Source organism: Corynebacterium pygosceleis, from assembly GCF_016595275.2.
In the GTDB taxonomy this organism is placed as follows: Bacteria; Actinomycetota; Actinomycetes; order Mycobacteriales; family Mycobacteriaceae; genus Corynebacterium; species Corynebacterium pygosceleis.
On the sequence record NZ_JAENIQ020000001.1, the window covers coordinates 308942 to 321861 of the forward strand.

Below are 12920 nucleotides of genomic sequence, written 5' to 3' on the forward strand. Positions count from 1 at the left end.
TTCTAGACTTCCAGAGCTCTAGAAATATGTCAATGGAATCCCGTCACGCAGGGGCCGACAGCAGGTAGGCCCCGGGCCGGATGACCTGCCCCGGATTCTCGATGTCGGTCCCGTCCGCCAGCCGGATACGGTTGATCTGCACGCCGTGCTCCCGGCCGGTGTGCGCCGCGGGACCCGCGACGACGACGATGTGCTCGCCGTCGGTCACCACCCGCCCCGGGGTTCCGCCGAAGCGCATGGGACTGACCTCGACATCGATGAGGTAGATCAGCTGATCACCCAGATACACCCACGCATTGAAGAAGGGGTCGCAACTGGCCCGCACGAGGTTGAACACCGCCCGGGCACCGAGGGCGAAGTCGACGCCGCAGTCCGCGGGACGACGCCGGTGGAAGTAGGTCCACTGCTCGGGATCCTGCGGCGTCGGCTCCCTCCCCGCATCGAGGGCGTCGAGGGAATCCCGCAGAACCGGCCCGACCAGATCGAGACACCGGTCGGTCAGCGTGAGTGCGTCGTCGGAGTCCGTGACCCGGGTGGCGCGCTGGGCGACGATGGGGCCGGTGTCGAAACCTTCGGCCATCAGATGTCCGGTCACGCCCACCTCGGACTCGTCGTTGATCAGCGCCCAGTTGGGCGCACCGAACCCCGCGTACTTCGGCAGGAGTGAATCGTGGATGTTGAGCGTGCCCAGACGCGGGGCGTCGTACACGTCCCGCGCGATCACCGACGTCCAGTTCGTCACGACCATGAGATCCGCGTCCGCCTCACGGATCGCCTCGGCGGCGACCCCGTCGAGGCGTTTCGTCTCGATGACCGGAATACCGAGCCCCCTCGCGAAGGCCGCGACGTCCTCGTCCATGCCGGCGTAGTAGGGATCGTCGATGGGCGGCTGGGTACAGACGAGGACGATCTCGTGACCGCTGTCAGCGAGTGCGGTGATGGAGCGGTAACCGAAGGTGGCGAAGCCGGTGAAGATGACGCGCATGCCCGAATCAGATCTCTTTCCGTGGGTGGAGGTGAGGGAAGGCTCAACGATGGTCATAGTAGCCGAGCTACGGCGACACACCGCACCGTGGGGTTCAGCGAACGAAAAAACCGCCCCGGCCGTCATGACGACGGTCGGGGCGGTTCAGCTGTGCCGGAGGCGTCTTCTAGCGCTCCTGGCCCGGCTTCTTGAAGGGGAAGCCCAGCTCGCGGAGCAGGGCGCGGCCTTCATCGTTGTTCGTGGCCGTGGTGACGACGGTGATGTCCATACCACGGGGACGGTCAACCTTGTCCACGTCGATCTCGTAGAACATGGTCTGCTCCGTGAGGCCGAACGTGTAGTTGCCGTGGCCGTCGAACTGCTGGTCCGAGAGTCCGCGGAAGTCGCGGATACGGGGCAGGGCGACGGTCAGCAGACGGTCCAGGAACTCCCACATGCGGTCACCGCGGAGGGTGACGCGGGCACCGATGGGCATGCCCTCACGCAGCTTGAAGTTTGCGATGGACTTCTTGGACCGACGGATCTCCGGCTTCTGACCGGTGATCAGGGTGAGGTCCTCGAGCGCGCCGTTGATGAGCTTGGCGTCACGGGCGGCGTCGCCGACGCCCATGTTGACGACAACCTTCACGACGCCGGGGATCTGCATGACGTTGTCGTAGTCGAACTCTTCAGACAGCGCGGTGCGGATTTCCTCGCGGTAGCGGTTCTTCAGACGAGGGGTGTAGTTCTCGCTCATGTTCAGATGTCCTTCCCGTTGCGTCGGGAGATGCGCACGCGCTTGCCGTTCTCATCGATGCGGTAGCCGACGCGGGTCGGGTTACCGTCGGAATCGATGACCATGACGTTGGAGACATGGATCGGCGCTTCCTGGGTGACGATGCCACCGGACTCGGCGCCACGCTCGGGCGCGGAGTTCGCGACGTGCTTCTTGATGCGGTTGACTCCCTCGACCAGGACCTTGGAACGCTTCGGGAAGGCCTCGATGACCTTGCCCCGGGCGCCCTTGTCCGGACCGGAGATGACGAGGACGTTATCGCCCTTGTGGATCTTCATTTAGATTACCTCCGGTGCCAGCGAGACGATCTTCATGAACTTCTTCTCACGGAGTTCACGGGCGACGGGGCCGAAGATACGGGTACCGCGCGGATCGCTGTCGTTCTTGATGATGACGGCGGCGTTCTCGTCGAAACGAATGTAGGAGCCGTCCGGACGACGGGTCTCCTTCTTCGTGCGGACGATGACGGCCTTGACGATTTCGCCGGCCTTCACGTTGCCGCCGGGAGTGGCTTCCTTGACGGTGGCGACGATGACGTCACCGATACCGCCGAAGCGTCGGGTGGAGCCACCGAGAACGCGGATGCACAGGATCTCCCGTGCACCAGTGTTGTCGGCGACCCGCAGACGCGATTCCTGCTGAATCACTATGGGTCTCCTGACCTGGATTTCAATGTGCGCCGGATTTCCGACCCGGACACACGCGGTCTGATGTACTTGCACGGCCACTGACGCTCCGGGACACACCCGGTGAAGGCGACGAACACCGTACATGAGCAGATACCGGCCGATCGGATCGGAGCCGGACCGGCAATACCTGCGGTGTCGAAGGGTCTCGGCCCGCGCTCGGAAACGCACGGCGGACCGACCCACGTCAGTGACCGAACCATTTAATCACACGGACCGGAGTGCGGCAACCCGCCCCCGTCCGACACCCCTGTCATTGTGCAGGGAAAAGTACGGGATTAGCATCTCCGATAACAGATTTAGTTTTGCACACCTCTTCAAGAGGTACGGATCCAGGGAGGCCACCATGTCACACACCCCAGCACCGTCACCCGGAAGAATCGTCGTGGCCATCCTCAGCGGACTCACCGTGGGGGCGTTCGCCACCGCCTGTTCAGCACCGGAACCACCACTATCCCAGGAGATCCGGGAGCTGAGGGAACTGGAGGAGAGCGGGGCGATCCCCGATGTCGACGAGGAGGACATCGACTTCGTCGAGGAGAATTCCACCGCACCGGACTTCAGCGGATACGCGAGCGGTGACACGATGAGCGTCACCCACGCCCTGGGCACGACCGACGTACCCCGCAACCCGAAGGTCGTGATGACCACGGCACTGGGATGGCAGCACCTCGGTTTCCTCGCCACCACCATGGGCGACCCCGATTCCGAGGCATCACTCATACCGCTCCCGATGACGGAGGGAAATCTCCGGTACGAACAGGAATTCCCCTGGGAACAGGCGAAGACCCTGTTCCGACCGGACCTGATCCTGGCGCACGGCATCACCGACCCGGCCCTCTACGAACGCCTCAGCGACATAGCTCCGACGGTCGTCGGCACCGACGCCTCCGGACAGGTCGACACGGAACGGGCCATCGACTTCTACATTGACCTCTACGACGATCCGGCCGCCCGGGAAACCCTGTGGAACGCGAAGACCACCTACGATCTCGCGGTGAGGAAGGCCGCCGACGCCCTGCCCAACCTCCACGGCAGGACCTTCACCTACATCCGCCCGTCAGAGGACGGCGAACGGTATCTCGTCAACACCGGAGCGGACGATCCGACCAACCGGTACCTGACGCAGCTGGGGATGGTCCTCAATCCGGCGATCGCCGCGAAGTCGAACACCACGGACGTCGCCGTCTACCACCCGGACAGTGACTTCTCCGATCTCCGGGCGGACGTCATCTTCTGGGCGGACGACTGCGGTGAATCGTGCGCACCGGAGGAGATCATGAACTCCGGCCAGTTCATCACGCTCGATGACGGTGACGCCCTCGTGCTGAACGACCCACCGTATGAGGAGTATCAGCTGCGCGCGATGGGCATGCCCGCCCTGACGGACTCGGTCCTCACGACCGTCGGGTAGCTGCGATCCGCCAGAAGCCCCAGCCCACCCCTTCCACCCGACCACGGTCGTATCCCGCGTCATCGAGCACGGTGCGGACGTCCCCCGCTGTCGGAACAGAGGCACCGGAGACGCACAACCGGATGAGGTCGGCCTCGTAGTCATCCGCCTCCCCCGCGGATTCCTCCACCTGCGGTGTCACCAGCACCAGTTCACGGACCCCGCAGCCCCGGATCAGGTCGGTGACGCCATCCGGGGATGCGAGGGCGAAGGGGTCGATCACCACCAGCACATCCACCCCCTCGACGCACTCCCCCGGACGGTACCCACGGTGAAGCACACCACCGGTGGCCGACCCCTCCGCCCCTGTCCCGGAGGTCAGGCAGATGACCGGGAGTTCGGGCCGACGTCGTGCGCACTCCTCCGCATACGTCCCGGCTGCCGCACCCACGAATCCGATCACCGGACGGTGACCGTCCCCACCGCCGGAGCCGAGTGTCTCGATCACGGCGGGTGCAGTCCGGGAGGCGGTGGACACCTGCTGCCGGCGAATCACCCGGGAGGCCAGGTCACCGACATCGACACCCCCCGACCATTCCCCGCCGCCGAGGTCCACCGCCCCACCGGACCGTAGCGCGGTATCGAGGTTCAGGAAGGCCGCCAGCTTCACCAGACCGGGTCCCGCGAGCGCGCGGACCGTCCCCGATTCCGGATCAGACAGTTCCCGTCCCGTCGCCGTCAGCCGGATCCGGTTCACCTCGGGCCCCTCACCCCGGTCCACGGTCAGGAGGCGAAGCAGACCGCACGACTCGAGGTACCGCAGGAAACGCACCACCACCGTGCCGTCCATCCCGGTCGCCGCGGCGAGTTCCCCGGGGGTGTCGGCACCGTCCGCGACCGCGGTGAACACCCCCGCCCGCACGGCGGCACGCAGGGCCAGTCCCCCGGACACATCCGCGAGCCGAGCCAGGGCATGCAGTGGGGCGGCACCTCCGCCACCGTCACCGTCCCCCTGTTCGCGCCAGTACCCCGTGAGCTCACGATCGGCGGGATCGACGCCCCGCCCGCCGATGGTCCGGCGCAGCCCCCGGAGACGGCCAGCTTCCCCGGCGCACCACACGTAGACACGACCTCCGGGCCACTCCAGATTCCCGAAGTCCTCCACGAGATCCCCGCCTTCGGCGCGGACGATCCAGCGCAGATCCACGTCCGCGCAGGTGGCGATACGCTGTACATCACACCGTTCCGCGACCTCCACGAGCGCCGTCGCACGTGTCCCGGCGGGCAGTTCCTCGAGACAGCGCCCGATGGCCGGCAGCGCCGTCTCGTCCCCCGCGAGGATGAGGTGATCGGTGTGCACCGGAAGTGCGCCGCACCGTTTCGGACCCGCGACCCAGACCTTCGCCCCCGGGACGACCGACAGTGCCCACCCCTCCGCGAGACCCCGACCGTGGCGGGCGAAATCGACGGTGACCTCGCCGGCGTCCGGGTCGAACCGTCGCACCGTGTAGGTCCGGAAGAGTCGATTCACCTCCTCGTTCCAGCGGAGGCGACCGTCCCCGAGGGGCGGCGGGTACGGGCGCGATCCGGTGACGGGGTCCGGGAAGATGATACGGACGTCATCGTCGAATCCGTCGCTGGTGAAATCCGGCATCTCGTACCCGTCACGGATGTGCCTCCGGAGTCCCGGACCGCCGAGGATGACGCGACGCATTCCGGGTGTGACGTCCTCGATCCGGAGCACCTCCAGTTCCCGGACGCTGATCGGGTGAATGTCCCGGCTTCGACTGCTCCGCGCCATCTGCACTGGTGTCCTTCCGAATCCGACGATGGAGGTTAGGCGACCCTCATGCTACCGGGAACACAGGTCGGTGAACGCAGTTACCATCGGGGGTGGTGCTCCTGTCCCGGTGACGGGACACCTCAGTGGGTGAGGTGCCGCGAAATCACCGGAGCCATCGACTCCCACGCCTGAACGGAACTCATCGCCAGGTGCGCGCTGTCGACCGTGTGCGAGGTGACCGGTTCGACACCGTCCAGGTCCTCCCACGCCTTGAGCGGTTCCCAGTTCAGTCCGGCCATGTCCGTCGTGTCACCGGCACGGAGCACCAGGACGGGACCGCGGTACGGCGAGGGGGTGGCGGTCATGTGGATCATGAAGCACCGTCCGGAGGCGTCCTTCATCGACTCGATCTCCTCCTCCGAGAAGTTCGGTGCGTTGGCGGCCCGGATCATCTCACCGATCAGTGCATCATCGAAATGCTCCAGAACGGCGAGGATGTCCCCGAAGCCACCGTCTCCCGGAAGAGCGGGGATCTCCTCCCCCGGCTTGTGGTGCCGGATGAAGGTGTCCAGGGCCGCAGCCAGACCGTTGGGGGTGTCCGGGGCGATGCCGGAGGGGTAGGCGTCGATGACACCGAGAAAATCGACGACCTCACCGTCCTGCTGGAGCATCCCGGCGATGGTGTGCGCAAGTGCACCTCCCGAGGAGTACCCGAGCAGCCGGTACGGCCCCTCCGGCTGCACCTGCCGGACGAGATCGAGGTAGTAGCGGCAGAGCTCATCGTGGTCGAGGCCGATGGACAGCGTGGTCTCGGCATCCGGGAGCTGCACACCGATCACCCGGTGCCCACCGTCCAGGAGACCTGCGAGGGGCGCGTAGCTCCAGGCCAGACCGACGACAGCGTGGAAACAGAAGAGCGGTGCGCCGTCACCACCGGAGAAGTCCACGAGGACCCCCTCCCCCGGTAGCTGGGTGTGCGCCACCGGCCCCTCACCACCGTCCGCGCCGACGGTCACGGCGGCCGCGATCTTCTCCGGGGTCCGGTGCGTCAGGATCGTGTCGACCCCGACGTCGAGACCCGCGCGACGGAGCCGTCCCAGGAGCTTCATCGCCGACAGGGAATGGCCGCCGCAGGCGAAGAAGTCGTCACCGGATCCGATGTCGGTCCCGGTGAGGTCGCTCATGTGCCGGGCGATGAGCTCCGTCGCCTCGGCGCGGTCCGGTACGGGCGTGGGATTCCTGGTCATGGTGGTGGGCTCCTTGGGGAGGTGCTTGAGGGTGAGAGCTGGGGAACGGGGTTGGGGATCTTCAGGGCCGGTCGTGGTAGATCCGGACCAGTGCACGGCGGTCGAGTTTTCCGTTTGCGGTGACGGGGAGTTGCTCGATCCGGGTGATCGTCGACGGCACCGCGTAGGCCGGTACCCGGTCCCGCAGGCGTTCCGTCAACGTGTCGGAGTCCGGGCAGCCCGGTTCCGCGACGATGAATCCGCGAAGTTCCGGGTGCTCACCCGTGGTGTCGGCCACCGCGGCGGCCGCACGGACACCGTCGAGGGCGGCGAGCGCGGCTTCGACCTCGCCGAGGGTCACCCGGTTGCCGCGGATCTTCACCTGGTCGTCGACACGCCCGGCGTAGTACATCTGCCCCTTGTGCCAGCCAGCGAGGTCACCTGTCCGGTACATCCGTCCACCGTCATCGCCCTCGAAGGGGCTGGGCACGAACGTCCGGGCGGTGAGTTCCTCGTCGCCCACGTACCCGGCGGCGAGCTGCACCCCCGCGAGGTAGAGTTCGCCGGTCTCGTCGTCACCGACCTCGTTGCCCTCGGCATCGAGAATGTGCACGGTGACGTTGTCCTCGGGGAGGCCCAGCAGGCACGTCCCCTCCGGGCAGGGGGGCGTCGAGTCACTGGTGTACTCGACACAGGTGACGTCCATCGCGGCCTCCGTCGGCCCGTAGAGCCCCAGAATCCGGCACCCGATCTCGTCGAGGCACCGTTGCGCGAGGTCCGTGGGGACCGCCTCACCCCCCAGGAGCAGGTACCGGAGCCCGCTCAACGACGCGAGGGAGTCCCCGAAGTCCTCGAGAACCTCAGCGACGACCCGCATGTGACTCGGAACCATCGACAGGACCGTGACCCGGTTGTCGCGGATGACGTCGACGAATCCGTCGACGTCACCGGGCCACCAGTTCGCGGACGGCAGCACCACGGCACCGCCCCCGGCCAGCGGTGTGATCATCTCCGCGACACTGACGTCGAACCCGACCGGGGCCTTCTGCATCCACCGGAGATCCTGGACCGGCCCCAACGTACGGATGAACCACTGCATGTGGGCTGCCGCACCCAGATGCACGTTGAGGACCCCCTTGGGCGTTCCCGTCGTACCTGAGGTGTAGATCAGGTACACACCGTCCTCCGGGGTGAGCGGCCTGGTGAGTTCCCCCGGATCGACGGCGGTGGTGTCGCCCGCGGGGTCCAGCGGCACCGGGAGGACGGGGATTTCCGTTTCCGGCAGGTCCACCTCGCCGACGGTGAGCACCAGGACGGGGGCCGAGTTCCCGAGGATGAAAGCGATCCGCTCAGCCGGGTTCGACGGGTCGATCGGGGTGTAGACGGCACCCGCCCGGATCACGGCCGCAGCGGCGATCGGCAGCGCGGCGGAACGGCGTGCCACGACCGCGACACGGTCACCCGTGGAGACCCCCGCGGACAGAAGGGTCCGGGTGAAGGCGTTCACCCGGGCGTCGAACTCGGCATGGGTGAGTGTCGCGTCCTCGGCGACCACGGCGTCCAGATCCGGGTGTCGCCGGGCCGCGAGTCGGATCATCGCGTCAACCGTCGCCGGTTCAACCGGCACCGCCGGCCCCCGGTTCCGTGCCGGTACCGGGCGTAACTGTGTGGAGGAGCTGGAGGTCATCTGTCCGTTCCCGTCTGATGGTCGTACGTCACTGAATCACTGAACTGCTGGACTACCGTCGTTTCGTCCGACGACGGATCAGGCTCCGCTGCCGGTGGTGGCACGCCCGACGGTCACGAGCCCGTCCGCGTCACCGGAGATCCCCCCGAGAATCCGGTCCGCGAGGAGGCCGAGGCAGCTGAGGTTGCCGAAACCGGGCCCCTGGTTGAATCCCGCCAGGGTCGGGAGGACGAGCTTCGATTCCATTCCGTCAACCGTGAGGTCCCGTCGAATGCTCCCCTCGATGCCCGCGACGAGACCGACGGGTTTCGCCCCCTCCCCCGGGTCGACCCCCGCCGCCGTGGCGAGCTGGGTCCGGGCCCGGTCACCGAGAAGACCGATGAACCAGGCGGGATCGGCGCCACGTGCGTCGATGACCGTGTCCACGGCGATCGAATCCCCCGGGTTGTCCACGTGGACGACCGGACCCGTGGCACCCGCCGTCACGGAGGACACCGACCCCATGACATGCCGGCACCTGCCGTCACGCCCGATGAGGTCCAGGGACTGGAGGGACAGGACACCCCGGTCGGTCCGGGAGAGCATCGCCCTCCGGGTCGGGGCGTCCAGCGTGATCCAGACATCCGGATCGGTGTAGAGGGCGTTCTCCTGGAAGTTCTCACCCCGCGAGAGCAGACAGGCGGTCGGTGCGACGGTGATGATCTCGGCCACCCGGTGGGACGTCAGTTCCTCGATGATGCTCGCGGCGGTCTCACCCCCACCCACGACACAGATCCGTCCGGTGAATCGGGCATCCGAGGCGATGCGCGCCCAGAATCCGGCGACACTCAGCACGTTGCCGTCCTGGAGGAAACGCCGTTCACTCGTACCCGGGCCCGTGAGCATGAGGGAATCGGAGGTGAGGATACGGGCGTCACCGGATATGGTGTCCTCCACCCGGATGCGCCAACCGGAACCGGAGGTCTCGGCGTTGGTCACCCGGCCGGACACCGGATTCAACCCGATCCGTTCACTGACCCAACGAAGATACGTGGCCCATTCACAGTGCATCGGCTGCGGGCGCCCCCGGTCGATCCACGCCGAGTAGGCTCCGGTGTCGATCAGATGGGAGGCCCAGGACAACTCAGCCATGCCCCGGTCGATCCGCGTGTCGGTGTCACGGTCTCCGGTGAGCTCGGTGCGGTAGGGGAATCCGACATCCTTCTCGGGCAGGGTCCCCAGACGGTGACGCCCGTCGGTCCATCCGCCGGCGGCGAGCCAGTGAGCACCCACACCGTGGGGGTCGATCACGGTGATCTCCGGAACCTCGAGTCCGAGACGCCCGGCGACGTGCGCCTTGGCCGCGACCGCAACCGCCTTGGGACCGGCTCCGACGATGGTGAGGGTGCTCACTGGGCTTCTCGCTCCTGTCGTTGTGTGGTTGCCTCGATCCGGGAACCGGACATGCGTGACGGCACACCGAACCCGAAGATTGGGCCACTAAAATCATTGGACCGCCCCACGAATGGTAGGACAGCCTTAGCTTTGGCTCTGAACCAGCTTACATTGTCACAAGCCTAACCTAATCTCCGGGCGGTCAAATGGGACCGGACCGACAGAGCACGGAGTGATGTGGGCGCTCTCACCCGAACCGGCTCGGTGGGTACCCCGGGCGGAGGAGTGCACTTCAGGATCCGGTCAACTCTGCGACACGGAGAATGAGCGGATCCAGTTCCTCCCGGATCCGCGCCTCGGTGACGACCCCTCTGCTCAGTGAGGACAGGATGAATTCGTCGAGCGCCCCGGCCGTCGCCTGTGCCGTACCGTCGAGATCGAAGGAGACCGTCAGCAGACCGACGTCCGGGAGAAGGACGACCCTCCCGTTCCCGGAAACCGTGTTCAGCGCGGACGCGAGGATCTCCCCGGCCGTGATCTCGTTTTCTCCACCGAGGACCCTCGGGTGCGCGGTGGTGACGGTGAGGGAACTGTCCGTTCCCGTCCTGAACCAGAAGGTGAGATTTTCGACGGTGACGATGAGTTCACCGTCGCGCGTGCCGCTCTCCAGGCCCAGGGCCAGGAGTCTGGCGTGGAGCGTGGACCTGTCCGGGCTCACCGGTTCTGATGTCATCACTGTCTCATTTCGACGTGTTTCGGGCGGAGTGGTTCCGGCAGCCCTCGTCCGGCCGTGGGACGACCGGTGAGGGTTCGGACGGACTCCCTGAACGCCTGAAGACCCCGACCGGGCATCCGGTCGGGGTCTTCAAGGTCGGCTGGTCCGGTGCGTTCCCGGCGGCGGATGAACCGCCGCGGGGAATGGACACGGGATGAAGCCTGGGCGGGACTAGCGGGCCTTCTCGACGATGTCGAGGAGACGGAAGTGCTTGTCCTTGCTCAGCGGGCGGGTCTCGATGATGCGGACGAGGTCGCCGACACCGGCGGTTCCGTCCTCATCATGGGCCTTCACGCGGCTGTTGGTGCGGATCGTCTTGCCGTACAGCGCGTGCTGGCGGCGATCCTCGAGCTCGACGACGATGGTCTTCTGCATCTTCGTCGAGACAACGTAGCCGGTGCGGACCTTGCGGGCGCCCCTCTCGTTGGTGGATTCCTGATTGTTCACGTTTGCCTCACTCATGATTAGCCTTCAGCTCCCGGAACGACGGACAGACCCAGTTCACGCTCACGGATGACCGTGTAGATGCGGGCGATGTCACGCTTGACCGTCTTCAGGCGACCGTTGTTGGTCAGCTGGCCGGTGGCCATCTGGAAGCGGAGGTTGAAAAGCTCCTCCTTCGCCTCGTTGAGGCGGGTGACAAGCTCCTCGGCGTTGAGCTCGCGGAGCTCGAATGCGGGGGTACCGGTGGCCATTAGAGCTGGTCCTCCTTCTTGATGATGCGGACCTTGCAGGGCAGCTTCTGGGCTGCACGGCGGAGTGCCTCGAGGGCGACTTCCTCGTTGGCGTAGCTCATCTCGAAGAGAACGCGGCCGGGCTTGACGTTGGCCACCCACTTCTCGACGGGGCCTTTACCGGAACCCATACGCACGCCGAGCGGCTTCTGGGTCAGGGGACGGTCCGGGAAGATGTTGATCCACACCTTGCCGCCACGCTTGACGTGGCGGTTGATCGCGATACGTGCGGATTCAATCTGACGGTTGGTGATGTAGCACGGCTCAAGGGCCTGGATGCCGTAGTCACCGAAGGTGACCCGGTTTCCGCCCTTGGACACACCGGTCCGGGTGGGACGATGCTGCCGGCGGTACTTGACGCGCTTGGGGATAAGCATGTGTCTAGCCCTCCTGCTTCTGCTCGGCGCGCTGGCGACGCTGGCCACCGCGGCGCGGACGCTCGCGACGATCGGCGCCACCGCGACCGCGACGGTCGGCCGGTGCGTTGAGTTCGCTCTCGCGCTTGCCGCCGACGACGTCACCCTTGTAGATCCAGACCTTCACGCCGATGCGGCCGAAGGTGGTGTGGGCCTCGTAGGTGCCGTAGTCGATCTCGGCACGCAGCGTGTGCAGCGGGACGCGACCCTCGTGGTAGCGCTCGGTGCGGGACATCTCGGCGCCGCCGAGACGACCGGAGCACACGACCTTGATGCCCTTGACCTGCGGCTGGCGCATCGCGGACTGGATGGCCTTACGCATCGCGCGGCGGAACGCCACACGGTTGGTCAGCTGCTCGGCGATGGACTGTGCCACCAGCTGAGCGTTGGCGTCGATGTTCTTGACCTCGAGGATGTTCAGCGCGACCTGCTTGCCGGTGAGCTTCTCGAGCTCTCCCCGGATGCGGTCGGCCTCGGAGCCACGACGACCGATCACGATGCCCGGACGGGCGGTGTGGATGTCGACGCGGACCCGGTCCCGGGTGCGCTCGATGACGACGTCGGCGATGCCGGCGCGGTCGAGGCCCTTGGACAGGAACTCGCGGATCTTGATGTCTTCAGCGACGTAGTCGCTGTACTGCTTGTCGGCGTACCAGTGGGACTTCCAGTCGGAAGTGATGCCCAGCCGGAGGCCGTGGGGATGGATTTTCTGGCCCACTACTGAGCACTTCCCTTCTGGCTCTCAACAACCACGGTGATGTGGCTGGTGCGCTTGCGGACGTGGAAGGCACGACCCTGGGCGCGCGGACGGAAACGACGCATCGTCGGTCCCTCGTCGGCGTAGGCCTCGGAGATGACGAGTGAGTCGCGGTCCAGGCCGAAGTTGTTCTCGGCGTTGGCGGCCGCTGAAGCGACGACCTTGGCAACCGGCTCGCTGGCCGCCTGCGGGGCGTACTTCAGGATGGCGAGGGCCTCGGCCACGGACTTGCCGCGGACCAGGTCGATGACCCGGCGTGCCTTCATGGGGGTGACGCGGACGTAACGAGCCGTCGCGCTTGCGGACGTGATGGTGTCTTCGCTCATCGC

General features: G+C 66.4%; 15 protein-coding genes. 1 reads left to right on the forward strand and 14 read right to left on the reverse strand.

The window, feature by feature from the left end:
* Positions 1 to 43 precede the first annotated feature (43 nt).
* The 4 genes from JIM94_RS01290 to rplN all read right to left on the reverse strand — a co-directional run bounded on the left by JIM94_RS01290 (position 44) and on the right by rplN (position 2407).
* The gene (locus JIM94_RS01290) at positions 44 to 1042 is read right to left on the reverse strand and encodes a methionyl-tRNA formyltransferase (RefSeq protein ID WP_200253873.1); all 999 of its coding nucleotides are present in this window, start codon (positions 1040 to 1042) and stop codon (positions 44 to 46) included.
* A 109-nt stretch (positions 1043 to 1151) separates the two neighbouring features.
* On the reverse strand, positions 1152 to 1721 hold the full coding sequence (gene rplE / locus JIM94_RS01295) for a 50S ribosomal protein L5 (RefSeq protein ID WP_200253875.1): 570 nt from the start codon (positions 1719 to 1721) through the stop codon (positions 1152 to 1154).
* A gap of 2 nt (positions 1722 to 1723) precedes the next feature.
* Entirely contained in the window at positions 1724 to 2038 is a 315-nt protein-coding gene (rplX, locus tag JIM94_RS01300; protein ID WP_200253877.1) for a 50S ribosomal protein L24, read from the reverse strand.
* Positions 2039 to 2407, reverse strand: a complete 369-nt coding sequence (gene rplN, locus JIM94_RS01305) for a 50S ribosomal protein L14 (RefSeq protein WP_198734946.1) — start codon at positions 2405 to 2407, stop codon at positions 2039 to 2041. It lies immediately after the preceding gene.
* A gap of 385 nt (positions 2408 to 2792) precedes the next feature.
* On the opposite strand from rplN, the gene JIM94_RS01310 reads away from it, so the two are divergent.
* A complete protein-coding gene (locus tag JIM94_RS01310) occupies positions 2793 to 3860 on the forward strand; it encodes a hypothetical protein (RefSeq protein ID WP_200253879.1) in 1068 nt (355 codons plus the stop codon).
* On the opposite strand, the gene JIM94_RS01315 is transcribed toward JIM94_RS01310, so the two are convergent.
* The 10 genes from JIM94_RS01315 to rplV all read right to left on the reverse strand — a co-directional run bounded on the left by JIM94_RS01315 (position 3844) and on the right by rplV (position 12917).
* Positions 3844 to 5640, reverse strand: coding sequence for a siderophore-interacting protein (locus JIM94_RS01315; protein ID WP_200253881.1), 1797 nt, complete (start codon positions 5638 to 5640; stop codon positions 3844 to 3846). The two genes, JIM94_RS01310 and JIM94_RS01315, sit on opposite strands and share 17 nt — an antisense overlap.
* A gap of 122 nt (positions 5641 to 5762) precedes the next feature.
* Positions 5763 to 6869 (reverse strand): thioesterase domain-containing protein, encoded by a 1107-nt coding sequence (locus JIM94_RS01320; RefSeq protein WP_200253883.1) that lies wholly within the window; start codon positions 6867 to 6869, stop codon positions 5763 to 5765.
* A 61-nt stretch (positions 6870 to 6930) separates the two neighbouring features.
* On the reverse strand, positions 6931 to 8535 hold the full coding sequence (locus JIM94_RS01325) for an amino acid adenylation domain-containing protein (protein WP_200253885.1): 1605 nt from the start codon (positions 8533 to 8535) through the stop codon (positions 6931 to 6933).
* Positions 8536 to 8613: 78 nt separating this feature from the next.
* Complete coding sequence (locus tag JIM94_RS01330; protein WP_200253887.1) at positions 8614 to 9927, reverse strand: SidA/IucD/PvdA family monooxygenase; 1314 nt, start codon at positions 9925 to 9927, stop codon at positions 8614 to 8616.
* Positions 9928 to 10201: 274 nt separating this feature from the next.
* The gene (locus tag JIM94_RS01335) at positions 10202 to 10642 is read right to left on the reverse strand and encodes a hypothetical protein (protein ID WP_200253889.1); all 441 of its coding nucleotides are present in this window, start codon (positions 10640 to 10642) and stop codon (positions 10202 to 10204) included.
* 213 nt (positions 10643 to 10855) lie between these two features.
* A complete protein-coding gene (rpsQ, locus tag JIM94_RS01340) occupies positions 10856 to 11146 on the reverse strand; it encodes a 30S ribosomal protein S17 (RefSeq protein ID WP_198734952.1) in 291 nt (96 codons plus the stop codon).
* Positions 11147 to 11148: 2 nt separating this feature from the next.
* Positions 11149 to 11379 (reverse strand): 50S ribosomal protein L29, encoded by a 231-nt coding sequence (gene rpmC, locus JIM94_RS01345; RefSeq protein ID WP_198739025.1) that lies wholly within the window; start codon positions 11377 to 11379, stop codon positions 11149 to 11151.
* Positions 11379 to 11795, reverse strand: a complete 417-nt coding sequence (rplP, locus tag JIM94_RS01350) for a 50S ribosomal protein L16 (RefSeq protein WP_198734954.1) — start codon at positions 11793 to 11795, stop codon at positions 11379 to 11381. The genes rpmC and rplP overlap by 1 nt, the downstream gene beginning before the upstream one ends.
* A gap of 4 nt (positions 11796 to 11799) precedes the next feature.
* Positions 11800 to 12552, reverse strand: coding sequence for a 30S ribosomal protein S3 (gene rpsC / locus JIM94_RS01355; RefSeq protein ID WP_200253891.1), 753 nt, complete (start codon positions 12550 to 12552; stop codon positions 11800 to 11802).
* Entirely contained in the window at positions 12552 to 12917 is a 366-nt protein-coding gene (gene rplV, locus JIM94_RS01360) for a 50S ribosomal protein L22 (protein WP_198734956.1), read from the reverse strand. Before rplV ends, rpsC begins: the two co-directional genes overlap by 1 nt.
* Between the last annotated feature and the right edge of the window lie 3 nt (positions 12918 to 12920).